This window comes from Acinetobacter sp. TUM15071 (assembly GCF_008980925.1).
GTDB classification, from domain to species: Bacteria; Pseudomonadota; Gammaproteobacteria; order Pseudomonadales; family Moraxellaceae; genus Acinetobacter; species Acinetobacter dispersus.
The window spans coordinates 129,401-155,294 of record NZ_BKGB01000006.1 but is presented as its reverse complement, the minus strand read 5'-3'; the positions used below and the strand labels follow the sequence as shown (position 1 = coordinate 155,294).

Here is a 25,894-nt window from a genome sequence, read left to right as displayed (position 1 = left end):
TATAGAACGGCAAATGAAAATCACAATCAAAAACATCCTAATATTGTTATGATTTTTATAAAAAAACCGCTTTAATGAGGAACTTTTAAAGTTCTACAAAAAGCGGTGGAGTCGTAAAAACGAGTTGAAATTGTGTGAAATTATTTAAAAAATAAATTAAGCAGCTATAGAGATGCGTGCAGCGATTTCAGCCAGTTCATCACTGATAATTGTACGAGCTTCAGGAGCACAACGACCACAACATGTACCTAGGTCGAGTAGGTCACGGATTTCACGATAGCTTTCAGCGCCATTTGCAACGGCGTCTTTGATATCCTGATCTGTAATTCCACGACATAAACAAACATACATGGGAATGAGCCACAAATATAAATGCGATAATTGATATTATTGATAATTATTATCGTTTGTCAATGAATTTCATTCTAACAATGCGTATATTCTTATTGAGAATTTGAATAAAAAAATACCACATGAGCGGAAATCCGAGTGCTGCTCGGATTTCTGCGCAAGGGTGGTTTATAGTCTAGAAATATATTTGAGGTTAAGTTTTTGAATTATATTTAAAATTTATGGAATTGTGACAATCCCATCCATCTCAACTAGCGCATTTTTAGGCAAGCTTGCAACACCCAGCGCAGCACGTGCAGGATAAGGTTGAGCAAAGTATTCGCCCATGATTTGATTCACCAACTGAAAGTGAGACAGATCTGTAAGGAAGATATTGAGTTTTGCAATGTCAGCCAAACTACCGCCTGCAGCAGTACAAACTGCTTTCAGGTTATCAAATACGCGGCGGATTTGAGCTTCAATGCCTTCTACAAGTTCCATACTGTACGGATCTAAACCAATCTGGCCTGAAAGATAGAGCGTATTGCCAACAAGAATTGCTTGAGAATATGTTCCGATAGCAGCAGGGGCGTGTTCAGTATGAATAACTTGGCGTGACATTTAGCTCTCCTAAGTGGTTTTTCTATCTTAAACCATGTGACTTTAACACAAAAGTGTAGGCGCGAAAGTGCTGAATACTGTGTAGTCGCTGTTGCATCGATTGATTGTTAGGATTTTTATATCTCTAAATGCTGTAGCTTATTCACTGAATATCTGCAGTGAGATTTAGTTAGCTGTCGCTAATTTTGCAACCTCAGGCTGGACGATTGGCATATTTAAGCGCTCAATACGCGGAAAACCAAAATGCATTCTTAAGTCGCGAATGATCTGTGCGATTTGATTACGGTTACTCACCACAATATTCACATAGGTTTTTTGGTCTTGAGAGTGAACCATTTCTACGCCAGTCTTTGCTTTTCGACATTGATAGATCAAATCAGAAATTTGTTCATCATTCATGGCCATATGAATACAAAGATAAGCACTGAAGCGAACATCGTCAATTTCTTCAGATTGCCAATGTAGAGGCATGATATTTTCAGGATGTAGATGTTGTTCATGTAATAAGTTGCGACAACGGGAACGATGTACGATCAAGCCTCGTCGTGACAGATGGCCCTGAATTGGATCACCCAGTACAGGATTACAGCAATGCGCATATTTTACATCAACGCCTTCTGTACCAATAATCAAACGATCAGATACTTCTTGATGTTGTGAATGGTAGTCCTGAGCAAATAGATGATTTGCGACCAACTGTGGTAATAGATCTCCCACAGCAATCTGCTCGAACAACGTATCCTTACTGCTTAAGTGTCGCCACTCGAGGACGTTAACCCAATCAGTTGGGGAAAGATCATTGATGGAACGCTGGAACAGTTTCAATGCACGATTCAGTGCCTGTTGTCCAACTAAGCGCTGCTCTTCAATGTCTTGTTCACGGAGTATATTTTGCAGTGCACGGCGTGCTTTTTGTGTATTGATGAAGCTGAGCCAATCTGGATTTGGGGTAGCGAGTACATCAGTGATAATCTCGACCACTTGTCCGCTATGTAGCGGTGTCGACAAAGGGCGAATCTCACCATCAACTTTGGCCCCAACTGCATGGTTGCCTAAAAATAGACTGGCAGAATAAGCAAAATCAACCACGGTTGCACCCTGCGGTAATTCATGCAGTTGACCATGTGGTGTATACACCCAGATTTTTTCTTGGTGTAAATAATCGAGTAAATCGCTAAATGTGGTTTTAGCACAACCACTATCAATCAATGTGTTCAAGTTTTGCATCGAGGCTTGAATTGCTGAACGGCAGGCTTGGGGGGCATTCTCTCCAAGTACAACACCAAAGCGAGCTGCTTTACGCATTAGCTCAGTTTGAATGGTCAGAGACAGTGTTGTTTTTTCGCCTTTCAGCTTGATCATGAGCGATTGGTTACCACCTGGTAGAGGGCGGCGAATATGATCTCGATATTGTAAAACTTGGAAATTATCCTTGAGTGCTTCAACTAAACGGTCACAATCGGCGATGCTTTGTAAAATAATTTCAAAAGCATGGCTATGACTGAGTTCATTGAGATCAATTTCATTTTTTACGAAATGGCGAAGTAATTCGATATTGTTATTTTTCTTTTTAATTCGGCCTTTTAGCTCATGGGTTTTTAATAAGTCAGAGAGTTTTTGTTCCCAAATTGCCTGATATTCACAACGTCTAGGCTTGGTTTCTAATAATGCAGTTTGCACATCATTAAACATATCTAAATCAAGATTTTGATAGCACAGATGTTCAAGGTTATCTGCCATCTCATTCATACCGACAAGACGTGCCATCGGGACGAAAACATCAAGTGTTTCCTGCGCAATACGCGCTCGTTTGTCAGGACGAAGAGCACCCAAGGTGGTCATATTATGATAGCGGTCAGCCAGTTTAATAATAATGACACGCGGGTCTTGTAGAGTCGCTTGTAAAATTTTTCGGAATGATGCTGCTTTGTTATATTCTTTATCACTGGAATGGCTTAGTTTGGTGACACCATCCACGAGTTCAGCAACAACTAAACCGTATTTTTGTCCAATTTCATCTTTGGTAAATTCAGTATCTTCAATCACATCATGCAATAAGGCAGCCATGAGTGTATCAGCATCAAGACGCATGTGCGCCAAAATGCAACTCACTGCAATCGGGTGTAGTACATAGGGCTCACCACTTTTACGCGTAATACCGCTATGCGCTAAATCAGCAAAATCGCAGGCAGCAAGCACACGTTGAACATCGCTATCTTGGAGATAGGCTTCAATAATTGCTTTGAGCTGTTGCTTGGCTTGGCTGACCTCTTCGCCTGGCATATAACACCTTTTATAACATGAATTCAGTAATGATCGGGCTAGTTGATATTTCAACCTTGCATTGCGTTATCGCGAATACATCGGGAGCGATTAGGGCTCTGCAAAACTAGGCGTGAAACATAAACCTTGTCCCTAGCCTCTAATGAAAAGCATATTGCTAAACTTGTCAATTTGTTCATTATAAAAACTCGTAAATTTTTTCAATGAAGGATATTGCTTTTATCAATATGCACCGAATTTTGCAAGAAAGAAAAAAGCCCAGAGTCTTCACAATGGGCTTTTACACAGAACAAATTCGATTTAGAAAGTGAAACCTTCTAAGTTTAATGAATTTGTAGACAGTACCATATCAAGATTTGATGTTTGGTAGTCTTGATCGCGCTGTTTTAAAATTTCTTTAGTCACATGACCAACCGCAATTTCGCGTAATGCAACAACCGTTGGTTTATCATTATCCCATTCTACAGTTGGTTCCATACCTTGACGTGCTAATTGACGTGCACGTTTACTCGCTACCAGTACTAACTCAAAGCGGTTATCTACGTGGTCTAAACAATCTTCAACGGTTACACGTGCCATAAGTTGTCTCGTTTGAACATTACATTTGAAAGACTGAGTATTATAAAAGGCTTTTATACAAGACTCAAGTTATTCGCGATTAAGGGTAATTAAGTTTTCAATTAATTGTTGATGACGATTGCTTTGTTGCAAGGTGACCAAACGGTTTGCAGTGATGATCGCTTCTAAATCATGTACCGCTTTATTGAAATCATCATTAATAATAACGTAGTCAAAACTGGCAAAATGACGCATATCTTCAACGGCACATCCTAGGCGATGTTCAATCACATCAACAGAATCCGTGCCTCGATTTGAAAGGCGCTGTCTTAAATCATATTGTGTTGGTGGAAGGATAAAAATTTGTTTTGATTCAGGAAATAGTCGACGTACCTGTTCAGCACCTTGCCAGTCAATTTCAAGTAAAACATCATGACCTTGCTGCAGTTGTTCTTTTACTTTAGCTTGTGAAGTACCGTAATAGTTTCCGAATACTTCTGCGTACTCGATGAAACCACCTTCTTCAACTTGTGCTAAAAAGGTTTCTTTATTGGTAAAATGATAGTGAACACCATCAAGTTCACCAGGACGTTGACCACGTGTAGTATGTGAGACAGAAACGTGGAGGTTGCTGACTCGATCGAGTAGGGCTTTGACCAAAGATGTTTTGCCTGTTCCTGAGGCTGCAGAAACGACAAACAAGAGACCCGACATGATATTTTTCCTGAATATGATAAAATATCTTGGCTATTGTAGTGTAGCGTGCCATTAAACGAAATAGTTTGGTGTAAAAATTCAGTTGATGAGAGAGGATGTTATGGAAATCGTGTTGGCCAATCCACGAGGCTTTTGTGCTGGTGTTGACCGTGCTATAGCAATCGTCAATCGGGCACTGGAATGTTTTAACCCACCTATTTATGTACGCCATGAAGTGGTACATAACAAATTTGTGGTGGATGACTTACGCCAGCGTGGTGCTGTTTTTGTGGATGAACTGGATCAAGTCCCTGATGATTCCATTGTGATTTTTAGTGCGCATGGCGTATCAAAGGCAGTACAGCAAGAAGCAGATCGTCGTGGTTTAAAAGTATTTGATGCAACTTGTCCGTTGGTGACCAAAGTGCATATTGAAGTGACCAAGTATGCCCGTGAAGGAACCGAAGCCATTCTGATTGGACATGAAGGTCACCCAGAAGTTGAAGGCACCATGGGACAGTATGATAAAACCAAAGGTGGGGCAATTTATCTAGTTGAAGACGAAGACGATGTCGATGCATTGATGGTGAACCATCCTGATAAAGTAGCTTTTGTTACCCAAACAACGCTTTCTATTGATGATACGGCCAAAGTAATTGATGCTTTGAGAGCCAAATTCCCAATGATTCAAGGTCCACGTAAAGATGATATTTGCTACGCAACACAAAACCGCCAAGATGCGGTGCGTGACTTAGCTGAGCAGTGTGATGTGGTTTTGGTGGTGGGTTCACCGAATTCATCAAACTCAAACCGGTTGCGTGAATTAGCTGAGCGTATGGGTAAGTCGGCCTACCTTGTCGATAATGCAGATCAGCTCGAAAAAGATTGGTTTAAAGCTGAGAGTAAAATTGGTGTCACTGCGGGTGCATCAGCACCTGAAATTCTCATTAAACAAGTGATTCAGCGTTTACAAGATTGGGGTGCAACACCACCCAAAGAATTACAAGGACGAGAGGAAAATATCACTTTTAGTCTACCAAAAGAGTTGCGTATACAGGTGATACAAGCCTAATTTTATTAGAAAAATGTGAACTGGAAACGGATGGATGACACTCCATCCGTTTTTTTTTAGTGCTTATCTGCTTTGTATTGGTTATGTAAAAATAAAATTTAAGATAGAGTAGTGAATTTTTAAAAATTGGGTGCTGGGGAAATGGGGAAAACTCGGGGATTCACCTTAATTGAATTGATGGTGACGGTTGCGGTGCTGGCTGTGATTGCGATGATGGCGGTGCCAGCATTTAACAATATCATGCTTGCCCAGAACTTTAATAAAAGTACACAAGAACTAATCCTGACCTTAAATCAGGCAAGAGCAAAAGCCGTACAAGAAAGAAGAGAGGTAGAAGTTTTATTAAAATCAAACTCTACATACGCACCAAGGGCAAATACAGAGTCTCAACTTAATTGGATGCCAGTAGGTAAAGCAGTTTTAAAGTCCGGTTCTACGACTTCTATCTATTTTAATTTAACGGGCGGGGTCTGTGCTTTAGATGGAAATACACCTGCAAAATGTATTCCTGTAAATAGTGATACCAGTATTGAAATCTGCAATAAAAGCTCTGGCGATAAATCGAAAACAGTCAGTATTTCACGTATGGGAACCATTCAACAAACAACAGATGGGGCATGTTAATGAAAGGCTTAAAGCATCAACGTGGTGTTGGTCTTGTTGAAATCTTGGTTGCTCTATTAGTACTTGCTATTGGAGTTTTGGGTTTTGTGACATTGCAGTATCGTTCATTAGAAGCCAGTGCTGAAAGTACTTCCCGTGTACAGGCGATAACGCTCGCCCGAGATTTAGCTGAGCGGATCAGGGTAAATCGTAATTCATTTAGTGTGTACAAAACTGAGCTTTCAACACCGGATAAGCAAAAAACATCAACTAAAAACTGTGTAGGAGCAAACATCTGTACAGATAAAGAATTGGCGGATTTTGACATTGCGCAGGTCGCTACTAGAGCCGCTTCTTTAGGTATGACCATGAATATTATGAACTGTCAAAATACCAATAATCGCCAATGTATTTATGTGGCTTGGGGGGACTCAAGTGCGACTGATGGCACAGGGAGCGGGGACTGTACCAATGGTAATGCATATAACCCGGTTTCCACCTGTGTGATTATGGAGACCTATTAAAATGATAAAACAAGCAGGTTTCACATTAATCGAATTAATGCTCTCTTTAACATTGGGCTTGATTATCACTGCTGCTGCCATCCTGTTATTTTTAGCGGGACAAAAAAGTTTATCGATGCAGCAGGGGGTGGCAGACATACAGGATAATGCCAACTTTGGTTTGAACTATTTAACGCAAGATATCCGTTTGGCAAATCTAAACAATTTTAAAGCAGTGATTAATGACCAGACTGCTTATGGCGGAATCGTCCTAACTTCCTCAACAAATGCCCAGAAGGATGCTCAAGATACGCCATTAAGTAATATTTTCTGGCAAGTTACCGGCAGTAATGTCGCTGCTAAATTTCTGTCTGGAAGTGCTATAGCACCTTCTAATGTTCAGCTATCTGGCAGCGATATTTTAAGTGATCAATTGGTGATCCAGTATGTACCGCAATATGTGCTCAATTCGGCAGGAACAATCTGGAGTGGGGGATACGATTGTGAAGGGAACGCACTCAATTTCCCTGTGACTCAACCTGCTAAAGGGGGAGAGTTTGGACAACAAGTTATCGTTCAGCGTTATTTTTTAAGAGCTGATAATAATAAAAACGAAAATGAACCTAACCAGCCATTGGCATTGGCTTGTGATGCTGGACGCTATCCGGTTGAGCCAGCTAAAGCAGTAAACGCTACAGATCCATTACCTGCCATGGCGGTTACAGGCTATGGGGATGCAGGTGAAATCATCATGAAACGCGTTGATCATTTTAGAGTTTTACTCAACATTCAAGATGATAGTGTAACTGCACCAGGAGCTAGCCGTCGCTATATTACCTTTAAAGATTATATGGCTTTGCCTTCTCCGCGTCCTCGTATTGTGGCGGTACAAATCGGTATATTGGCGCGCTCGGCTCAAGCGGTTAATAAAGAAAACAGTATTAATGATGACCAGGTTTTTAGGGTGTTGGACCAAGAGGTCATAGTTAAAAAACCGAAAGCAGGTAGTCCTAAGTATATAAGACAGGTCGTAGCGCAAACGATTGCTTTACGTAACGTTATTGGGGAGCGTGGACAATGAGGCAGCATCAAACTGGCGCAACCTTGATTGTTGTGTTGATCTTTTTATTGGCCATAACCGTGATCGGAACACTTGCGATCCGGCAAAGTATGGTGGGACTGAATATTGCAACCAATAGCCAAGTCTCGCAGCTAGTCATGCAGAACTCGGATGCCACTTTTTTTAATATTGAAGAAGCGGATCAGCTGATTCAAAGTTTGGGTGCCAATGGGATGTTTGGTTATATCAGCGGTGCAAATGATAAGAATAAAGAGCTTGTATTTTGTTTCCGTGGTGATCAAACCAGTTTCTTTGATTTGAATCGTGCCAGTTTGATGATTTGGGAAGATGGAGCGAAGAAGCCTACCAATAACAGTTTGGGATCAGATGGCTATTGTGATGCGGCCAATACGAGTGGGAACTGGTTTACTAGTGGCCGTAAAACAGTCATGACTCAGGTTGCAGTAAAGTTTTCAACAGTAACTCAGAATATTCCTTTTTATGGTCGTCCAAAAGGCGTGGATCACAAAACAGGACAAATTGAAGATGCAAAAATAGTCAAAGTTTTTGCTGTTTCGCTTATGCCCAGTTTAACCAATGTTGACCGTTCAGAGATTAATACATGCTTACAGGAACATATGAGTGAGCTCACTATTCCAGATGGGACGACTGCGCCTGTAATTGATGAGAATGCTGTGGCGGTAAAAGATAATCCTTTGAAAAACGTTACGGAATGTCTAACCAGTTTAAATGTGCCTTTCACAACGCAAGTAAGTGAATACAACATAACTCAGAATTTCTCTTAAATGGGGGAGTAAAACGAGATGAATAAAAATATGAAACAGAATCGTAAAACCACATTTTATCGTCAAAAATTACTCGCCATGAGTATTGCAGGGTTGTTTACAGGAGTGGTGAGTACCAGTGTTACTCAAGCCAGTGATATTGACATCTATCAGGAAGCCAAGTCGGGTGAGATTTCCTTGATGTTTATGCTAGATATTTCGGGAAGTATGAGCCGATATAATAGTACCACTAGTGGCTATGGATGTGATTTGCCGAGCGGAGTTTCGGATCGAGGTCGTAGTCAGGCCACAGAGCAACCGATTTCTGGTGGACCTAAATATGTCAGATCCTGGTGTTTGGGGAGTAATGGTACAAAATATTATGATCGGATTACTCGCTTAAAAGATGGGATGATGGATTTACTTTATGGCAATAGTGGAAAGGGAATAACACGTATTACTGATGACAAAGTATTGGGGCTATCTACGCTTGGAGCGGTAGACAGTAATAAAAATTATCAAAACTCAGGTGCTGTATTAGTTCCAGCTAGAAAGTTAGGCGCGCTGGTTGGATCGAAAACTCAAAGACAGGTATTAATTGATACTATTGCTGGATTTGATACGTGGACCAATACACCTACAGCCCGTTCTTATGCAGAAACCGTTGCCTATTTAATGGGTAGAACGACGCAGGCAAGGCAAAGAACGGTTTCTGATATGCCGTATTATCAGTCTTATGAATATCGTTCAAGAAGCTCTTACCCATGGACTTTGTATGTAAGAGATTGCAAGACTTATAATTCAGATTATTCAAAATGTACTTCATGGAACTCTTGGAGTACGTCTTTGAGTTTACCTTCAGGAAGTTCAATCAGTAGCCGTACACAATGCTCGGAGACTGGCGTTTCGTTGAATAGCAGTAGCTATCAAAATCAAACCTGTTATGACTATACAGGTATCATCAATATTACCAACAGCAACTCCGGATTTGCTTATTCTGCAAGCGATACAAAAAATACTGATAAAACCCTATACCAAATGCCTGCTTCATTAACTCAGACCGATGACATAAAAAAATGTAGTGGCCAAGGCGTATATGTTTTAACTGATGGTGAACCTTCGCAGGATTCTGATTCTTTGCCTCTTATGCAAGGCGCCTTAGGTTTAAATGGGCAGAGTTTTACTTGTGATAATACTAGTTATGATTGTTTAAATAAGCTTTCAGCCTCTTTACTTGATCCTGCTAAGAATCCTGCTGGATTAAAGTTTAAAACTGCAGTTGTTGGATTTGGTAGTGACTTTAATGGTATTTCATCTTACGACAAAGCCAAAACTCAACAGCAAAATATTGATGCTTTAGGAACCATTAATACCAATGTAAAGAGAGCAGCTTATTGGGGGATTATTGGCGAAGGTGGCTGGTATTCTGGTAATAGTTCTCAAGACGTTGTCGATAGTGTAAATGCATTCTTGGGCGAGCTCGGCACAGATATTCCTGCAGTCACGACGGGTTCACCTACTATTCCTAAAGATAGTTTGAATCCTGCTGTGTTACAAAAACAGGCTTATTTCCCCCAGTTTCAACCCACACCGGATAAACCTTATCAACTTTGGGCTGGAAACCTGAAAAAATACAATGTTATTAGTGGCGTTTTAAAAGATAAAAGCGGTAATAAAATTACGGATACTACCGGACGAATCGTCGATAACTATGACTTGTGGTCTAAGGCGGTAAGTACTGAACAAGCAATTAAAGATGCGGATGAAAATACCTCAGGAAGTACCAAGTTTGCGCTTAGAGGAGGAGCCTGGTCTCAACTAAAATTAAAAATTGCTGCAGGGGAGGCGACAGAAAGCCGTAAATTATTAACCAATCGTATTGCAAGTGGAACAGGCACTTCTGCAACATTTGTTACTGGTTCAAGTTTACGACGTGTGACGAGTGGTGATTTAACTGATACCACTTATCGAAATGATGCAAATCGTGGTTATCTGATGTTACTTTTAGGTTATGGGGTTGATGCGGCAAATCCGAATACAATTACAGCCACCTCACTTAGCTCTGCACCTGAGTTACGCCAGATTGGTGCAGTCATGCATTCATCCCCACTGCTGGTAACCAATAAAGGCAAGGTGACTTATACCAAGGGTGTTGTAGGCTCAGAAAATCGTGAAGATTATGTGCTATTTGGTACGACACAGGGTTTATTGCATGTCGTAGATGCTAAAACAGGTGAAGAAAAATTCTCTTTCGTCCCGAATGAAATGATTGAGAAACAAAAACAAGCTTTCCAAAAATATGATACGACAACCGGCGGCATGGCAAATCTTTATTATGGGATTGATGGGCCTTGGACTGCCTATACCGAGTATGTGATAGATGGTTCTGGTAACCTAACTGTTGGTTCTGGTAAAGGAATCAACCAGAAAGGTAAACAAATTGTGTATGGTGGCTTACGTATGGGCGGTCGAAGTTACTATGCTTTAGATCTGCAAAATATAGATGATCCTAAATTAAAGTTCCAGATTTCTCCTGCAGAAGGAAAAGTCTATAACAATACTAATCCAACAGGTAAGGCATATTCTGAACTGGCAAAAATGGGGCAGAGTTGGTCAAAACCGACTATTGCCTGGGTAAACTGGGCCGGCAAGCGTAAACGTGTAATGTTTGTAGGCGGAGGATACGATGCTGGTGGCACCGATGGTAATGCCAATAATGGCGGTTATGAAAGTGATACATATAATCAAACCAATCAGATTGGTGGTGGTGTCTATATGTTTGATGCTGATGATGGTACGCCGTTGTGGTGGGCGAGTGCCAATGCTACCAATACAACAACTGGGGTAATTGGTTTAAAATCAGATGATCTGAAATATAGTGTAGTCAGTGAAATTCGCACCGAAGATCGTGATGGTGACGGTTTAGCTGATCACCTCTATTTTGGTGATTTAGGTGGACAATTATTCCGTATCGATTTAGATAATAAAGCCAGTTCAGTTACAAGTTTTGCAAAGGCACCACGTTTATTGTTGAACTTACATAAAGCTTCTGGAACTACAGGTACAAGTCCTCGCTTCTATGAAATGCCAGCTTTTTCAATTTATGATTATGCAGGAACGACTTTTGCAGTCGTTTCAATTGGTAGCGGAAACAGAAGTACACCTTTGAAGGATTATACGGTTGGCACTACCAGTTATGATTATGATGCTGTTTATAATGTTTATGATAAAGATGTAGCTGCCCGTAATTTATATAATTCTGGTTATAGTTATACAACGATGACAGTGACGACAGCAGATTTAGACAATGGCAATTTAGGCGAAGTTAAAGCAAGCAATCGAAATGACAATACAACATTGGTTGCGCCTTATGCGAAGAAAGGATGGTTTTATCGTTTTCAATCCAACAAACTACAAAGTGCTAAAGTTTTTGCCACACCCATTGCTATAAATAATCGCCTGTTTGTCTCGACGTTTGATGGAAGTAAGCCTGGTTTATCGGGAGACTGTGGCGCTGGTGTCAAAGGTGAAAGTTTCTTAAATCAGTTCTGTATGCCATATGGTCAATGTGACAAGACTGTGGCATCAGGTTCAGGTATTGCTTGTAGTACAGGTGATGGCTGTTCATTAGGTGCAGGCATTCAATATACTGCGGTTGTGGATGATACTGCTGATTGTGATCCGACCAAACAAGAATGCGGTGGTGGGGGTGGAAACGGTGGGCCTGGGCCAGGAGATGGGAAAAACAATAAAAATTACTGTGTTTCAACCGGTAACCGTGGAGCGATGACGAATAATGGCGTTATCTCGGCAGGCAGTAGTAAAATGTGTCTGATCCCTCAGCGTTGGTATGAACGTTCAAGATAGGAATGAGTCATGTTAAAGAATAGATTCACTCCACTGAGGGGTTTTACTTTAGTTGAACTGATGATTGTGGTGGTTATTGTCGCTATTTTGGCGGCAATAGCGATACCAAGTTATCAGGTCTATGCCCGCCGTGCTCAGGCTTCTCAAGCGCAGCAAGAAATACAGCGCTTAGCAACAGAGCTGGAAAAGCACAAAAGCCGTAATTTTAATTATATTAACTTTTCGACCATAGCCAATGCTTCTCCAGCGACGAATCAAGTGGTGTTACCTGCTGGCGCGACAGGCACAGCAATCAAATATACAATTACTGTGCAAGATGGTGATGATTCGACAAAAACGCTCTTCGCGAGTGGCGTTAATGGACAAAGTTGGATTATTCGAGCACAAGCTGCTGATGCAAAAAACTGGAGTTTTGTTCTGAACAGTAATGGTTTACGCTGTAAAAGACAGGATACCACGATTGCCTTGGACTGTTCAGGATCTGGAGTTGAATCAACATGGTAAAGCAAAACCGGGGTTTTACACTAATTGAGTTAATGATAGTCGTGGCGATTATTGGGATTTTAGCTGGGATTGCTTACCCTTCATATCAAGAATATGTACGGAGAACCAAGCGTGTTGATGCGCAGGCAGATATGATCGAACTTGCTGGACGGTTGCAACGCTACAGAATAGCAAATTTTACTTTTTTAAAATCCGATGGTAGTACACCGATCACAATTGCTGATGTTGGGCACACGGGTACACTGCCAACTTCGGGTGGGGCAGCGTTATATACTTTGGCATTATCCAATGTTACTGCAGGCACGTGGACATTGACTGCCACTCCAACTGGTGCACAGATAGGGGATGGACATCTGGTTTTAAACCATCGCGGGCAGCGCTGCTGGACCAAAGGAAGTGATAAAAATAGTGGTACGGCATGTGTTCCATCAGCAACCAGTAACTGGGACGGTCGCTAACTCTTTAACACCTTTATGAACACTTTAAAAAGCAAACATTCTGAATGTTTGCTTTTTTTATACTCATCCATATGTATTATTTAACATCTTTAACAATAATAATTAATGAATGTGACTTATTTATCATTTGTCTGCTGTTACCTACCTTTTATCTCTTAAAGGTGGATTTAAGTGCATTTTAGATGGAAATTGGTATTAAACATGAAAACAATCACGAAAATAACGTTCATTTCATTAATATAACGATTTGATTTTACTGATTTAAGAATGAGATACCTGTCAAGGTAAAGTGAAAATAATACGTAGAATCAAAACTTATTAAGAATAATTGAAATGCTCGTTAAAACAAAAAGATTTGTGCATATGGAGGACTATATGCAACAAGCACACTCTGCAGAGCCAAGCGCTCCATATTCTTGTGAAGTTATACTTCTTAGGACAAAACTTTATTTTGTTCAGTCTTCTGCTCGAAGCATGGTTGCTCGATTTGCGGTAGGGTTAAGCGCAACTCATCGTCCTTCCAACTTCGAACATTGTTCTCCATCTTGCGCTCAGACAAAGCATAGCTTTGTTCATCTTCGCTCAGGATTCACTCTGGTTGAGCTCATTGTAACGATCGCTATTGTTGCGATTATCGCTGTGATGGCGGCACCTTCATTTGCGATGATGTATAGCAAACAAAAGCTTGAGTCTTCAGCACGTGAACTTGTTATGAAAATTTCAGAAGCTCGTAGTCAGGCTGTTTTGTTGAGACAAAGTACAGGAGTCTGTCTCGCGTCTTTATCAGAAGATGATTGTGCAACTGCACTTGCAATTCCAAAAGTGGAAACGCAGCGGATATTTATTGCACGTTTAGATAATGGTGTGACCAATTCAAATAGTTCCTCGACCAGTCTGAGCTTTAGACGAAATGGTAGCCTTGCAGCACAAAAAGACTTTATTTTACAGAGACAAAATCTTTCTTATTGTATTCGGGTTGGAGTGATTGGAGATACGACAATCAAAGAAGGAGCCTGCACATGAATATTCAAAAACAACAAGGTGTTGGGCTGGTAGAAGTAATGGTTGCTCTGGTTTTATTGGCAATCAGCGTATTGGGTTTTGCGGCTCTGCAGTTAAGGGCAATCGATTCCAGCTTCGAGGCGAATAAACAGGTCTTGGCCACAACCATCGCACGTGATCTTGCAGAACGTATGCGAGCGAATCCGCAAGCCACTCGTGCTGGAAAATATAAGGTGAAAGCGGTTGAAGTCCCTAAAACTGATGTTTCAACTGTAGCAGATAAACCTGAAAAAATTGCCTTACAAGATTTACAGAATGCCGCACTGGAAGCAAAAAATAATGGGATGAATATTGCTGTCGATCAATGTCCAACAGGAAATAACCGGCAATGTATTTATGTCGCTTGGGATCAGACCAATTTAGCAGGTGATCAAGGCATCTCAGCATGTATTAAAGATGGTGCTTATGTTTCAGGATCACATTGTTTGTTCTTGGAGGCATATTGAAATGAAAACAGGCCTCTTAAATCTAAAACATGGTAAGGCTCAGGCTGGATTTACGCTGATTGAGCTAATGATTTCACTGACATTGGGTTTGCTGATTGTGGCAGCTGCTATTCAGCTTTTTATTACGGGTATTACCAGTTATAAGCTGCAAAAAGCGATGGCGCATATTCAAGATAATGCGAGTTTGGGGTTGAACTTTATTGTTGATGATATTCGCAAAGCAAACTTAAGCTCTCCAGTTCCCGCGATTAATGACCAAACAGCTTATGCGGGTATTTTACTCAGCTCGAATAATGTGGGTGAAAAAATAGACCTTAATTGTGCAGCTTGTTTTGCCAATAACCAAGTCACTAGTTTTGGTAATGCCAATGTAACGGGTTTAACCAACGATCAATTGCTTATTCGTTATCAGGCACCACAAGGTGGTCTTGATTGTTCTGGTGCAGATGTTGCGAATGGGACCTTTGTCATACAGCGTTATTATGTTGGTTCGACATCAACCGATACGCGGCAATCTTTACGCTGTCAAGCTGCACAATATACACAGGCGACGCTTGATAGCAAGACACCAACTGATCGTTTGAAATTAGCATGGGGAACAAGTCAGGTCATTTTACCCAATGTAGATTTTTTTCAGATCAGATTAGGTTACATGGACGGTGATTTAAACAGTGCAAATAGTACGTTGGCTTATACCGACGTTAAAAATTATATGGCACTGACTGCAACTAAAAAAAATATTGATGGGGTCGTGCAGACCTTTCGACCTTATGTTCATGCGATTCAAATTGGTGTGTTGGTCCGTTCAGATGATAAGACGGGCAACCAGTCTGTGATTAAACAAAGAAATACAGAACCATTTCAGGTGCTTGGCAGCAAAGTAAATCTTACACCAGCTTCTCAGGATAATTATTTACGGCAAGCGGTTGATCAAACCATTTCTTTAAGAAACGCAATGGGCTGGGTTTCAGAAGGTTGTGATAGTAGTAAAACCACAACCTGTACAAATGGGGGGGCTGGGACATGATGGATACTCAACGCGGTTCTACGTTGGTTGTAGTGCTGATGATTGTACTGATGATTACGATCGTCGGCACACTGGCGATTCGGCAAAGTATTAGCTCGCTTAAATTGGTGAGTAACCATCAAATGCAAATATTATTGGCACAAAATGCGGATACAGCATTGATGTATTTTCAAGATCCAAATACTCAGCAGAATTTGGCCTCTGCCAATGGTGTTGTCGGGTTCTTTAAAAATGAAAATAACAAAAATGCGGAACTGGTCTTTTGTTTCTCAGGCACAGATCCATTTGCGCTTGGCAAAGCAGGTTATCGTTTAAATAGTTCAACATTTGAACCCATAGCAACCAATGGCGGTGCGTGTAAAGCTGATCCAAATAATGCAGCAAATGATACAGCATCCCAGTCAAGTGGTCGAAAACAGGTCGTTACTCAGGTTTATATCAAAAGAGAGGCCTCTGCCACAGCACCTTTTGCTGATCTTTCTCGTGGCACGGAAGTACTTGGCGCTAAAACTGAAAACAATATTCGCTTAAGAGTTTATGTTGTATCGGTCATGCAGGGTTTACTTACTTCTGATGCTTTATTTACCGCAGATAATGATATTAAAAAAGGTTGTTTAACCAAGAGTATCGACAATAACGGCGCCAACGATGTTGCCACTTGTTTAAAACAAAATACAGAAAAACCGATATATAACATACAAGTCGCAGAATATCGTTTCTTGTCTGACTTTGAACCTTCGAGTTCATAAGGGAGAAATGCCATGAATAATAAGATAAGAAAAATTACCCGAAATGAGCATCAACCAAGAAGAAAAATCAAAGGTTTATTGTTTAGCTGCACGGTATTGTCCAGTTTCTTTGTACTTTCTTCGGTTGCATCTGCAAGCGATATCGAAATTTATCAGCCAGCAGCAGGGAATAAAAAGCGTTTAATGTTGATGGTTGATCAATCTCGGAGTATGGGGGGCGCTGGTCTTTTAGATTTAGTGAAGGATTACCCATTGTGTATCGATCAGGGTGTTACCGATGTACTAGGTAAAAATGGCTTGAATTTGGGGATTAAAGTTGCGGGTCAGACCGATCTAATCGATGTGACTAAAGAGGCGACCGATCTCGTCAACAAAGCGATCTTGAAAGGTTTGCTTGGCAATGGTCAAGGTCAAGGAATTCTCGATTCAATTGCAGAGATTAAAACGGAACAACCAAGTACAGCTTATCCTTTCCCTCGTCAATCTTGTACAGTGGTGACTACGGATGCAACGGTTAAGTTATTAGATAACTTACTCAATGGCTTATTGGGGGTGAAAACGGGTTTATCTGCTGAACAATATATCCGTGACACTTGTGATCCGCTGATTGATATTAGTTTACTTAAATCAATTACCAATTCCTCTACCGTAGGGATTTATCGTTGCTATGACAAGAATTCGCGTGTCCGAATGGCACTCACTGATGTTCTGAAAGGTAAAAAAGGTGAGGGTGGTCTACCTAATATCGACCAAATCCCAGATAGTACTATGGTCGGCTTATCGGTCTCACCTTATAACCAAACCGTGAATGATCGTGCTGGTGCAATTGTATTTGAACCTAAATTACTTAGTGATACTTATCTCTATAACGGGAAAACCCAGACGCATCGTCAACATATGATTGACTATATTGCTAGCGCAAATATGGATTCAAAAGGTGAATTTAATTTACAAAGTCTACTTTTGATTGTACCGAAGTTGGTGAGTGGTTTACTCAATGATGTAGTTGCAACACTAGGGAAAATTTTAAGTAACCCACTTGATGCAGTTAGTGAATTATTGAATCTGGAAAATACCAATAATGCCTTAAATGATGTGCTTACCATGCTCGGGCTTGGTGGTAATAATCCAATGGCGAGTACCTATGCAGAAACAGGTGCCTACCTATTGGGGAACACCACCAAGGGGACAGGTGCAAGACAATATGCTAAACGTAATGCTTTGTTAGGGCTTGGGGGTATATCACTGCTATGGACTGATTATGAGTGTAATGCTTGGAAAGCCGATGGCATGACCTGTGCTGATTGGAAATATGCAGGTTTGTTGGGTGTAAATACCACTGGTTATAAAAAAGTCGATGGGAACCTATTGAATCTGTTGGGTATTTTACAAGTCGGGAGGCAAGAGATTTTTTATGAATATCGTGCCGATGTTGATGCCAAATATAGCGGTTTTAAAGACAGCCAAAAAAATAACAGTAGCATTAACCCACTGATTAAAAGTAATGGCAACTTTTATCAGCCTCCATCGACAGCCCCACAATGTGATGCGAATGGTTTAATGGTGATCGCAGGTGGGGTGCCAACGATTGCACCAACTTTGACAGACTCCTTATTGCAACCTCAAGGCAGTCAATCTGATGCGACTAAAGTTGCGATGGAACGCTTGATGGCTCGTTCATTGGATAATAATCAGAGCTTAAATGTCCAATATAAAGATGGCCGTTTGAATGATAGTTGGAGTTTTAGATGTAATTCAACAGATTTGAAGTCGACCACGCTAGGTAATAATAAGAACTCAAATGACAATACTGATTTTGCAACATGGCAGTGTATTGGTGCTTATGCACGCGATATTCGGGCATTAAAAGCCAACCCAATTAAAACCGCGGTGATCGGTTTGGATCGCTCATTTTTACAACTGCCAGCGTATATTGCTGGGCAGGAAAATAGTACTGATACCAAAGGTCTAACTCAAATCTCAAGTACCAATGTGGCACAAGATCAACTGTTAACAGGTATTGTACCGAAAGCAGTACGAGATTTATTGGGTGCTACGGGTGCACTTTTAGATGGTTTATTGCCGAATAGTTTGATCGGCAGTGGTTTAACCACAGGGATTACTAGTCTGTTAGACCGTTTATTACCAAGAAATCCAGAAGATATTAAAAATATGGCACGCTGGGGAGTAATAGGTGGTGGTGGTTGGTATAACGCTGCGAATAGCCAAAATATTGCACAAAGTATCAAGGATTTTCATGATGACTTAGGTGTGACAGATGGCGACCCAATTGGTTTGCAAACGCTTCCAGAAGATCCACTGACACCTTATCGTATGACGAATGAAGTCTATAAAAGCATGTTTGAACCGACTGAGAAAGCCAGTTGGATAGGTAACTTTAAAAAATATTATGTAGAAAGCGATAATTCGGTGAATAAACTCAAAGATGCCTGGGACGCAGCGTCAACGAGTTATGATGTACAAGACTGGAATAAAGGTGGTGTGCTCGCCAAACTTAAAAATTTAAAGAATAAAACGAATAACTCGGATCCAACTAAACCGATTATTACCGAGCGTAAAGTATTGATAAACCGTGATTGCCAACAAATTGCAAATACGACAACTTATCAATTTACAGAAGTGGGTGGTTTAAAAACGATTGATAATAAATATCTAGATGTGAAATGTGGCTCTGGAACGACTACTCAGACAGATGCTAAAGGCTATTTACTGATGAATTTATTGGGCTACAACGTGGGTAATGCTGCAACAACTGCTGATTTGACTGAAGCAAATCGTACAAACTGGCAGGTGGGAATGAATCTGCACTCGACACCGATTAAATTGACTCAGGAAGCGACTTTTAATGCGGATAACAGTATTAAAGAGCGCAAAGATTATATGTTGTTTGGTACAACCCAAGGTTTATTACATGTGGTCGATGCCAAAACTGGCGAGGAAACTTTTGCTTTTGTACCTAATGAGATGCTAGAAAATTCGCAACAGAGCAAAGCGTTCTTGGATAAGCCGTCTGGTGTGAAAGCAAATATGGCCTATGGTATCGATGGTGCTTGGACAACCTATAGTGAATATGCATATGGTATGAAAGCGATGAGTAGTGGTAGTACCAGTAGTGAAGTGGTTGCAACGGTCGGTGAAATTAAAAAAGATGGTAAAGTTCTCGCGAAAGGTAAGCAAATTGCCTATGGCGGTTTACGCATGGGTGGACGTAGTTACTATGCATTGGATTTGAGTGATATCAGCCAACCAAAACTCAAATTTCACATTGATCCTGATAACAACCGTATTATCAGTCTACAAGCGAACGGAAGCTATAAAACCACCATCAATACTGCCTTGGCATCCATGGGACAAAGTTGGTCTAAACCGACGATCACCACCATTATGTATAAAGGTGCTGCAAAACGTGTGATGTTGGTAGGTGGTGGCTATGACATGGAATATGAAAAAGCAGTACCTACAATTACGGATGCGACCAAGGGGCGTATGGTCTATATGTTTGATGCCGATAATGGCGATTTGATCTGGTATGCCGGAGGAGATAGCCAAAGCACCTCATGTAACCCAGATAGCACAAGTTATGGATTGAAAGCGAAAGATCTGTTTAGTGTGGTAAGTCGTATCAATGCGGTAGATCGTGATGGGGACGGTATGGCAGACCATCTTTATTTTGGTGACCTGGGTGGCCAGATATGGCGGATTGATCTAAGCAAAGACTTTGCTACAAAAGCAGGGAGTTGTGGTGCTTATACTGTGCTGTTTAAAGATAGTACAAGCCGTTTCTATGAAGCTCCAAACTTTAGTGTGTATGGTTATGAACAACCGCTTGCAGTGGTGAGTATTGCGTCGGGAAATCGTAGTCTTCCATTTAGTGATAAAAGCTCAAGCAGTACAATTTACAACCTCTTTGATCAGGATGTTGTACGTAGAAATTTCACAGCTACGGGGAATAGCACGCCTAAACTCTTACCAACTGATCTTAAAGCGATGCTGACTGCGAGTGATTTGAAAGGGAAAAATCTAGTACAAGTCAAAGCGATGTTGCCTAATGGTTGGTATGCACAGGCCAATACTGTGGTTGGAAAAGAGCTTGATGCACAAGGTAATGAAGTGAGTCTCACCAATCAAACAGGTAGTAAGGTTTTAAGCGAGATGGTGGTGATGAATAAGAGCCTTTATGCCAGTGTCTATAATCCAAATACCACTATAGGCAATGGTTGTAAAATTCAGGCCAATGGTGCGACTACAGTTCAGCGCTTCTGCTTACCGTTTGGTGTCTGTGAAAAAGATATCAAAGACGTGACTATGAGCTTTGGCGCAGGGCATGGGATTGTGGATTCGATGGTAGGTGCTGGAATTGGTTTAAGTGACAAAAATGGTCTGACACGTCAGCTACTGAATCCAAATGCAAAAGATAAAATTGGGAATAGTAAACTTCCAATGAATACCATGCGTCGTCAATTAGTGCCACTCACTTGGTATGAACGTAATGAATAAAATGCAGTTATGTCGATGTGTGGCTTCGGAAGTGGTAAGACCTCGTGTTTCTTACCACTTCCAACCGAGCATTTGTGCTTGTGCAACGAGGAAACCTTGTACAGGTTTTACTCTAATTGAGCTGATGATTACGGTGGCAATCGTGGCAATTATTGCTGCGATTTCGATTCCAAGTTATGACACCTATATCCGCCGTGCAGACTTATCTACAGCACAACAAGAAATGCTTAAAGTTGCAGAGCTCTTGGAAAAACATCGGGCACGCAATTTTAGTTATGATGGTTTTGTGCTGAAAGGAACCGCGACGAATCAAGGTGCTTACTACACCGTACCTAGCGCAACCAACACCACCTTGCTTCTACCTTTGACAGCAACGAGTGCTAACCAAAAATTCACGTTAACATTAACGGTCAATACTCAGGCATGGTCATTAAAAGCCGTGAGTCAAAGTCCGAGGAATTATTCCTTGTTATTAACCAGCACAGGTCTTAAATGTAAGACTAAAACGGCTGCAAACATGACAGCATCAAGCTGCGGTAATGAGACAGAAGACTGGTAACTCAGCAGATTTTATAAATTAAATTCAGAGCTGTGGATAACCCAAAATTTAATCTTTCTTTCAAGGCAAATATAACGTAGAATATCGCCCTCTATGAAAGGGGTTTGAAGTGTTGCCGATGGTCGGCGCAGGGATAATCCGTAAAAATTATAAGGTTGTTCTCATGGTTGTTATTCGTTTAGCGCGCGGTGGTGCAAAAAAACGTCCATTCTATCAAATCATTGTAACTGATAGCCGCAATGCACGTGATGGTCGTTTCATCGAGCGTATTGGTTTCTTTAACCCAACTGCACAAGGTAAAGCTGAAAAAGTTCGTTTAGATGCTGACCGTTTTGCTCACTGGGTTGCTCAAGGTGCTCAACCTTCAGATCGCGTTGCTTCTTTAGCTGCTCAAGCTAAAAAAGCTGCAACTACTGCATAATTGTAGTAGGTAGCCCATGACATCGACACAGAATGTGCCAGAAGATCGTATTCAGATTGGACAGTTACGTTCAGCTTATGGATTGAATGGGTGGCTCTGGGTTTACTCTAATACAGAACCTATGAGCAATATGTTTGACTACCTTCCTTGGTACATTGAGACCAAGGCAGGTTGGCAAACTATTGATGTAAAACGTTGGAAACCACATGGCAAAGGCTTGGTTGTTGCATTAAAGGACGTGAATGATCGTACTGGTGCAGAAAATCTGGTTGGCGCGAATATCTGGATTGCCAAATCTCAGCTTCCAAAAGCAGATGTAGACGAGTATTACTGGTCTGATCTTAAAGGTCTAACGGTGTTAGGTCTTGATGATGAAGAACAAGAAGTCAATCTCGGTCAAATCTATGAACTGTTTGAAACAGGTGCCAATGATGTCATGGTCGTAAAAGCGACGCCTGATAGCATTGATGCTGAAGAGAGAATGATTCCTTGGCATAAAGATGTGGTACAACGCGTTGATCTTGAAGCTGGTCGTATTTACGTCAATTGGGGCGTAGACTACTAATCCTTTCGGGGAAAGTAGCGCAGCAGGAAAATAAAGGAGTCTGCGGTGTTTTTTGCAGTCATCACATTGTTTCCTGAAATGTTTGAAGCGATTACAGCGCACGGGATTAGCGGGCGTGCAGCAAAGCGTGACATCGTGCAAGTGACTTGCATTAACCCACGAGATTTTGCTGAGGGCAACTATAAACGAGTGGATGAACGTCCGTTCGGTGGTGGTCCTGGTATGGTGATGATGGCTGAGCCTTTGGCACAAGCAATTACCCATGCTAAACAACTTGCAATGCAAGTAGGCTGTGTCCATGCGCCAGTGGTGTATATGTCACCGCAAGGCAAAACCTTAAATGAACAGGCAGTACAACAATTCGTTGATTATGATGGTTTGATTGTATTGTGTGGGCGTTATGAAGGGGTCGATGAGCGTTTAATCCAGCATTATGTTGATCAAGAATGGTCAATTGGGGATTACGTATTATCGGGTGGTGAACTTCCTGCCATGGTATTGCTCGACAGTATTATTCGTCGATTGCCAAATGTCATGTCTGATGAGCAATCTGCGATACAAGATTCTTTTGTGGATGGTTTATTGGATTGTCCGCAATATACAAAGCCTGATTGTTTCGAAGGGTTAGATGTGCCTGAGGTACTTAAATCAGGACATCATGCCAATATTGAGAAATGGCGTTTTTTGCAGCGTTATCAACGTACTTTAGACCGTCGACCAGAATTGGTGGAAAAAGTAGAGTTGAGCAAACAGCAAATTAAATGGCTAAAAAATTCGAAAGGTTAAACTGGTATCAGTTTGTCTTCGCACCCAACGAGAAGCGTTGCTTCGAGTTTTACTTAAACTTGGTTTAAGTTAAAAATAGGCTCTTTAAGGCAATTTTGCTCTAAAGGGAAAGTTAAACGGGAGATATGCGCTTTAGCCTCTATTCCCAGCGGTGTCAGAGACCTCTTCTCTCCCGCACATATTGGAGATTCCACATGAGTGGTAAACATCCTTTAGTTCAAGCTGTTGAAAATGCACAGTTAAAATCAGACATCCCTGCTTTTGCACCGGGCGATACAGTTATCGTTCAAGTTAAAGTAAAAGAGGGTGAACGTGAACGTCTTCAAGCATTTGAAGGTGTTGTAATCGCGAAGAAAAATCGTGGTTTGAACTCTGCTTTCACAGTTCGTAAAATCTCTAGCGGTGTTGGTGTTGAGCGTGTTTTCCAAACTCACTCTCCAATCGTTGCTAAAATCGAAGTGAAACGTCGTGGTGACGTTCGTCGTGCTAAACTTTACTACCTACGCGAGTTGTCTGGTAAAGCTGCACGTATTCGTGAAAAGTTACCAGCTCGTAAACAAGGTTAATTTTAACTTTGTTGTAAAGCAAAAAAATGCGCCTTTGGCGCATTTTTTTATGTCTGTTTGCGGCTAAAAGCCAATCCTTTTTTAAATCCTAGGCCGAGTTTTGCTAAAATAGGCCTTTATGCTTTGACTTTTCTTTTATGAAAAAAAGTTCTTATCGTCATTTGAGCGGTGTTTTCCTATTAAATAAGCCTTTAGGTTTAAGTTCTAATACTGCGCTGCAAAAAGTGCGTCGACTTTTTAATGCGCAAAAAGCGGGACATACAGGTGCGCTCGATCCATTGGCAACAGGGCTATTGCCAATTTGTTTGGGTGAAGCGACCAAGTTTTCGCATTATTTATTGGATTCAACCAAACGTTATCAAACCACGGTCAAATTAGGACAAACCACAGCGACAGGTGATGTTGAAGGCGAAATTCTCCAGCAGAGAGAAGTGCCCGCTTTAACAGAAGCAGATATTGAGCAAGTTCTGGCACAATTTCGTGGTGATATTCAGCAAGTGCCACCGATGTATTCCGCCTTGAAACGTGATGGTCGTCCACTCTATGAGTTGGCGCGTAAAGGGGTCGAAATTGAGCGTGAGGCACGCCCAGTCACCATTTATAACTTAACTTTGCTTGGCTTTACTGAAGATAGTTTGACATTGGATGTGACTTGCTCAAAAGGCACTTATATCCGTGTATTAGGTGAAGATATTGGTGAGGCTTTGGGTTGTGGTGGGCATTTAACTAAATTGCATCGTACTCAAACAGGGCACTTTGAGATTAATCCAAGTTACACCATTGAATATCTCGAAAGCCTTTCTTTGGAAGAGCGGGATGCATTATTACTGTCAGTCTATTCACCAGTTGAGCATTTTCCTCGGGTGCAATTGCCTGAAGGGCGTGAAAAGTATTTCGGCAATGGTCAGGAAAGTAATATCGATCATGAAGCCGCAGCTGAAGTGTTGGTGTTCGATGGAGAGCGCTGCTTAGGCTTGGCTGAAATCACCGATAAAAAACGTCTAGTACCAAAACGCTTGTTAAATTTATAAGAGTATCGTCAATGGAATGGGAACTGATTCTAACCTTAGTGTTCTTTGCTTTTTGTGCAGGAACCATTGATGCTGCCGTAGGTGGTGGCGGTTTGATTCAGATTCCTGCATTGATGGGAGCCTTACCACAAACAGCACCTGCGACCTTATTTGGAACCAATAAACTGGCCTCCATTTGCGGAACTGGTTCTGCGGCTTTTTCATTTGTACGTCGTGTCAAATTGCAATGGTCATTACTCGGTGTGATTGCACTATTTGCCTTTATCAGCTCATTCATTGGGGCGGCCTGTGTATCTTTGGTGCCAACCCATATCCTAAGGCCGATTGTTTTGGTCATGCTGATCGTGATTGCGATTTACACCTTTATGAAAAAGCAATTCGGGCAAGTGCACGTCGATCAAAAAATCACGCCAAAGTTACTGGTGCTGGCTGCGATGGGTAGTCTAGCGATTGGTTTCTATGATGGTATTTTTGGTCCAGGTACGGGCAGTTTCTTTATTTTCTTTTTCATTCGCTTTTTACAGGTCGATTTCTTACATGCTTCGGCATTATCAAAGATCGGCAACTTCATGACCAATCTGGCAGCACTCAGCTTCTTTATTCCGACAGGTCATGTGCTTTTTGCCTTGGGAATGATGATGGCGGTTGCCAATATTGCAGGCTCGTTATTGGGTGTCCGTTTGGCTCTAAAATACGGTAGTGGCTTTATCCGTATTTTATTCTTGATACTGGTGAGTATCTTGATTTGCCGATTGGGATATCAGATTCTGAGTGGAACATCATAAATATTTTAATAAATAATGGCTTAATCCTGTAATTACAGC

At 41.2% G+C, this 25,894-nt stretch carries 25 protein-coding genes; 20 read left to right on the top strand and 5 right to left on the bottom strand.

From position 1 onward, the window contains the following. Window positions 1-156: 156 nt before the first annotated feature. The 5 genes from GBI66_RS07830 to gmk form a co-directional block, all read right to left on the bottom strand. Window positions 157-351, bottom strand: a complete 195-nt coding sequence (locus GBI66_RS07830) for a bacterioferritin-associated ferredoxin (RefSeq protein WP_005185488.1) — start codon at window positions 349-351, stop codon at window positions 157-159. Window positions 352-570: 219 nt separating this feature from the next. Next, window positions 571-951: a RidA family protein gene (locus GBI66_RS07825; RefSeq protein ID WP_151715695.1), complete on the bottom strand. Its 381-nt coding sequence runs from the start codon at window positions 949-951 to the stop codon at window positions 571-573. Between the two features lie 165 nt (window positions 952-1,116). Further along, complete coding sequence (locus GBI66_RS07820) at window positions 1,117-3,234, bottom strand: bifunctional (p)ppGpp synthetase/guanosine-3',5'-bis(diphosphate) 3'-pyrophosphohydrolase (protein ID WP_151715694.1); 2,118 nt, start codon at window positions 3,232-3,234, stop codon at window positions 1,117-1,119. A 300-nt stretch (window positions 3,235-3,534) separates the two neighbouring features. Next, window positions 3,535-3,813, bottom strand: a complete 279-nt coding sequence (gene rpoZ / locus GBI66_RS07815) for a DNA-directed RNA polymerase subunit omega (protein WP_004657467.1) — start codon at window positions 3,811-3,813, stop codon at window positions 3,535-3,537. Between the two features lie 69 nt (window positions 3,814-3,882). Further along, window positions 3,883-4,506: a guanylate kinase gene (gene gmk, locus GBI66_RS07810; RefSeq protein ID WP_005185484.1), complete on the bottom strand. Its 624-nt coding sequence runs from the start codon at window positions 4,504-4,506 to the stop codon at window positions 3,883-3,885. Window positions 4,507-4,609: 103 nt separating this feature from the next. On the opposite strand from gmk, the gene ispH reads away from it, so the two are divergent. The 20 genes from ispH to GBI66_RS07710 all read left to right on the top strand — a co-directional run bounded on the left by ispH (window position 4,610) and on the right by GBI66_RS07710 (window position 25,855). Further along, complete coding sequence (gene ispH / locus GBI66_RS07805; RefSeq protein WP_151715693.1) at window positions 4,610-5,560, top strand: 4-hydroxy-3-methylbut-2-enyl diphosphate reductase; 951 nt, start codon at window positions 4,610-4,612, stop codon at window positions 5,558-5,560. A 141-nt stretch (window positions 5,561-5,701) separates the two neighbouring features. Beyond that, entirely contained in the window at window positions 5,702-6,184 is a 483-nt protein-coding gene (locus tag GBI66_RS07800) for a Tfp pilus assembly protein FimT/FimU (RefSeq protein WP_151715692.1), read from the top strand. Continuing rightward, window positions 6,184-6,687, top strand: coding sequence for a type IV pilus modification protein PilV (gene pilV, locus GBI66_RS07795; protein WP_171494277.1), 504 nt, complete (start codon window positions 6,184-6,186; stop codon window positions 6,685-6,687). Before GBI66_RS07800 ends, pilV (GBI66_RS07795) begins: the two co-directional genes overlap by 1 nt. Before the next feature lies 1 nt (window position 6,688). Further along, window positions 6,689-7,747 (top strand): PilW family protein, encoded by a 1,059-nt coding sequence (locus GBI66_RS07790; protein ID WP_151715690.1) that lies wholly within the window; start codon window positions 6,689-6,691, stop codon window positions 7,745-7,747. Further along, complete coding sequence (locus tag GBI66_RS07785; RefSeq protein ID WP_032873679.1) at window positions 7,744-8,532, top strand: pilus assembly PilX N-terminal domain-containing protein; 789 nt, start codon at window positions 7,744-7,746, stop codon at window positions 8,530-8,532. Before GBI66_RS07790 ends, GBI66_RS07785 begins: the two co-directional genes overlap by 4 nt. Window positions 8,533-8,550: 18 nt before the next feature. Next, window positions 8,551-12,378: a pilus assembly protein gene (locus GBI66_RS07780; RefSeq protein ID WP_151715689.1), complete on the top strand. Its 3,828-nt coding sequence runs from the start codon at window positions 8,551-8,553 to the stop codon at window positions 12,376-12,378. A gap of 9 nt (window positions 12,379-12,387) precedes the next feature. Beyond that, window positions 12,388-12,882 (top strand): type IV pilin protein, encoded by a 495-nt coding sequence (locus GBI66_RS07775; RefSeq protein WP_151715688.1) that lies wholly within the window; start codon window positions 12,388-12,390, stop codon window positions 12,880-12,882. Then, window positions 12,876-13,340 (top strand): type IV pilin protein, encoded by a 465-nt coding sequence (locus tag GBI66_RS07770; protein WP_151715687.1) that lies wholly within the window; start codon window positions 12,876-12,878, stop codon window positions 13,338-13,340. Before GBI66_RS07775 ends, GBI66_RS07770 begins: the two co-directional genes overlap by 7 nt. Window positions 13,341-13,814: 474 nt before the next feature. Continuing rightward, window positions 13,815-14,363: a Tfp pilus assembly protein FimT/FimU gene (locus GBI66_RS07765; RefSeq protein ID WP_373885780.1), complete on the top strand. Its 549-nt coding sequence runs from the start codon at window positions 13,815-13,817 to the stop codon at window positions 14,361-14,363. Further along, a complete protein-coding gene (gene pilV / locus GBI66_RS07760) occupies window positions 14,360-14,848 on the top strand; it encodes a type IV pilus modification protein PilV (protein ID WP_151715685.1) in 489 nt (162 codons plus the stop codon). The genes GBI66_RS07765 and pilV (GBI66_RS07760) overlap by 4 nt, the downstream gene beginning before the upstream one ends. 1 nt (window position 14,849) lies before the next feature. Then, the gene (locus GBI66_RS07755) at window positions 14,850-15,875 is read left to right on the top strand and encodes a PilW family protein (RefSeq protein ID WP_151715684.1); all 1,026 of its coding nucleotides are present in this window, start codon (window positions 14,850-14,852) and stop codon (window positions 15,873-15,875) included. Continuing rightward, complete coding sequence (locus GBI66_RS07750; RefSeq protein ID WP_151715683.1) at window positions 15,872-16,624, top strand: PilX N-terminal domain-containing pilus assembly protein; 753 nt, start codon at window positions 15,872-15,874, stop codon at window positions 16,622-16,624. Before GBI66_RS07755 ends, GBI66_RS07750 begins: the two co-directional genes overlap by 4 nt. Window positions 16,625-16,636: 12 nt before the next feature. Then, window positions 16,637-21,142: a PilC/PilY family type IV pilus protein gene (locus GBI66_RS07745; protein ID WP_151715682.1), complete on the top strand. Its 4,506-nt coding sequence runs from the start codon at window positions 16,637-16,639 to the stop codon at window positions 21,140-21,142. Next, window positions 21,126-21,701, top strand: a complete 576-nt coding sequence (locus GBI66_RS07740; RefSeq protein WP_151715681.1) for a type IV pilin protein — start codon at window positions 21,126-21,128, stop codon at window positions 21,699-21,701. Before GBI66_RS07745 ends, GBI66_RS07740 begins: the two co-directional genes overlap by 17 nt. Window positions 21,702-21,864: 163 nt before the next feature. Then, a complete protein-coding gene (rpsP, locus tag GBI66_RS07735) occupies window positions 21,865-22,122 on the top strand; it encodes a 30S ribosomal protein S16 (protein WP_004660208.1) in 258 nt (85 codons plus the stop codon). 16 nt (window positions 22,123-22,138) lie between these two features. Beyond that, entirely contained in the window at window positions 22,139-22,687 is a 549-nt protein-coding gene (rimM, locus tag GBI66_RS07730; RefSeq protein ID WP_004803983.1) for a ribosome maturation factor RimM, read from the top strand. 45 nt (window positions 22,688-22,732) lie between these two features. After that, window positions 22,733-23,473, top strand: a complete 741-nt coding sequence (gene trmD, locus GBI66_RS07725) for a tRNA (guanosine(37)-N1)-methyltransferase TrmD (protein ID WP_151715680.1) — start codon at window positions 22,733-22,735, stop codon at window positions 23,471-23,473. 194 nt (window positions 23,474-23,667) lie between these two features. Further along, window positions 23,668-24,039 (top strand): 50S ribosomal protein L19, encoded by a 372-nt coding sequence (gene rplS, locus GBI66_RS07720; RefSeq protein ID WP_004803988.1) that lies wholly within the window; start codon window positions 23,668-23,670, stop codon window positions 24,037-24,039. A gap of 137 nt (window positions 24,040-24,176) precedes the next feature. Then, on the top strand, window positions 24,177-25,070 hold the full coding sequence (gene truB, locus GBI66_RS07715; RefSeq protein WP_151715679.1) for a tRNA pseudouridine(55) synthase TruB: 894 nt from the start codon (window positions 24,177-24,179) through the stop codon (window positions 25,068-25,070). An 11-nt stretch (window positions 25,071-25,081) separates the two neighbouring features. After that, window positions 25,082-25,855: a TSUP family transporter gene (locus tag GBI66_RS07710; protein ID WP_151715678.1), complete on the top strand. Its 774-nt coding sequence runs from the start codon at window positions 25,082-25,084 to the stop codon at window positions 25,853-25,855. Window positions 25,856-25,894: the final 39 nt, after the last annotated feature.

What these genes read in the sequence shown, in the direction of transcription:
- GBI66_RS07830 (WP_005185488.1), bottom strand. Translation starts at nt 351, where the DNA reads ATGTATGTTTGTTTATGTCGTGGAATTACAGATCAGGATATCAAAGAC.
- GBI66_RS07825 (WP_151715695.1), bottom strand. Translation starts at nt 951, where the DNA reads ATGTCACGCCAAGTTATTCATACTGAACACGCCCCTGCTGCTATCGGA.
- GBI66_RS07820 (WP_151715694.1), bottom strand. Translation starts at nt 3,234, where the DNA reads ATGCCAGGCGAAGAGGTCAGCCAAGCCAAGCAACAGCTCAAAGCAATT.
- rpoZ (WP_004657467.1), bottom strand. Translation starts at nt 3,813, where the DNA reads ATGGCACGTGTAACCGTTGAAGATTGTTTAGACCACGTAGATAACCGC.
- gmk (WP_005185484.1), bottom strand. Translation starts at nt 4,506, where the DNA reads ATGTCGGGTCTCTTGTTTGTCGTTTCTGCAGCCTCAGGAACAGGCAAA.
- ispH (WP_151715693.1), top strand. Translation starts at nt 4,610, where the DNA reads ATGGAAATCGTGTTGGCCAATCCACGAGGCTTTTGTGCTGGTGTTGAC.
- GBI66_RS07800 (WP_151715692.1), top strand. Translation starts at nt 5,702, where the DNA reads ATGGGGAAAACTCGGGGATTCACCTTAATTGAATTGATGGTGACGGTT.
- pilV (WP_171494277.1), top strand. Translation starts at nt 6,184, where the DNA reads ATGAAAGGCTTAAAGCATCAACGTGGTGTTGGTCTTGTTGAAATCTTG.
- GBI66_RS07790 (WP_151715690.1), top strand. Translation starts at nt 6,689, where the DNA reads ATGATAAAACAAGCAGGTTTCACATTAATCGAATTAATGCTCTCTTTA.
- GBI66_RS07785 (WP_032873679.1), top strand. Translation starts at nt 7,744, where the DNA reads ATGAGGCAGCATCAAACTGGCGCAACCTTGATTGTTGTGTTGATCTTT.
- GBI66_RS07780 (WP_151715689.1), top strand. Translation starts at nt 8,551, where the DNA reads ATGAATAAAAATATGAAACAGAATCGTAAAACCACATTTTATCGTCAA.
- GBI66_RS07775 (WP_151715688.1), top strand. Translation starts at nt 12,388, where the DNA reads ATGTTAAAGAATAGATTCACTCCACTGAGGGGTTTTACTTTAGTTGAA.
- GBI66_RS07770 (WP_151715687.1), top strand. Translation starts at nt 12,876, where the DNA reads ATGGTAAAGCAAAACCGGGGTTTTACACTAATTGAGTTAATGATAGTC.
- GBI66_RS07765 (WP_373885780.1), top strand. Translation starts at nt 13,815, where the DNA reads ATGGTTGCTCGATTTGCGGTAGGGTTAAGCGCAACTCATCGTCCTTCC.
- pilV (WP_151715685.1), top strand. Translation starts at nt 14,360, where the DNA reads ATGAATATTCAAAAACAACAAGGTGTTGGGCTGGTAGAAGTAATGGTT.
- GBI66_RS07755 (WP_151715684.1), top strand. Translation starts at nt 14,850, where the DNA reads ATGAAAACAGGCCTCTTAAATCTAAAACATGGTAAGGCTCAGGCTGGA.
- GBI66_RS07750 (WP_151715683.1), top strand. Translation starts at nt 15,872, where the DNA reads ATGATGGATACTCAACGCGGTTCTACGTTGGTTGTAGTGCTGATGATT.
- GBI66_RS07745 (WP_151715682.1), top strand. Translation starts at nt 16,637, where the DNA reads ATGAATAATAAGATAAGAAAAATTACCCGAAATGAGCATCAACCAAGA.
- GBI66_RS07740 (WP_151715681.1), top strand. Translation starts at nt 21,126, where the DNA reads ATGAACGTAATGAATAAAATGCAGTTATGTCGATGTGTGGCTTCGGAA.
- rpsP (WP_004660208.1), top strand. Translation starts at nt 21,865, where the DNA reads ATGGTTGTTATTCGTTTAGCGCGCGGTGGTGCAAAAAAACGTCCATTC.
- rimM (WP_004803983.1), top strand. Translation starts at nt 22,139, where the DNA reads ATGACATCGACACAGAATGTGCCAGAAGATCGTATTCAGATTGGACAG.
- rplS (WP_004803988.1), top strand. Translation starts at nt 23,668, where the DNA reads ATGAGTGGTAAACATCCTTTAGTTCAAGCTGTTGAAAATGCACAGTTA.
- truB (WP_151715679.1), top strand. Translation starts at nt 24,177, where the DNA reads ATGAAAAAAAGTTCTTATCGTCATTTGAGCGGTGTTTTCCTATTAAAT.
- GBI66_RS07710 (WP_151715678.1), top strand. Translation starts at nt 25,082, where the DNA reads ATGGAATGGGAACTGATTCTAACCTTAGTGTTCTTTGCTTTTTGTGCA.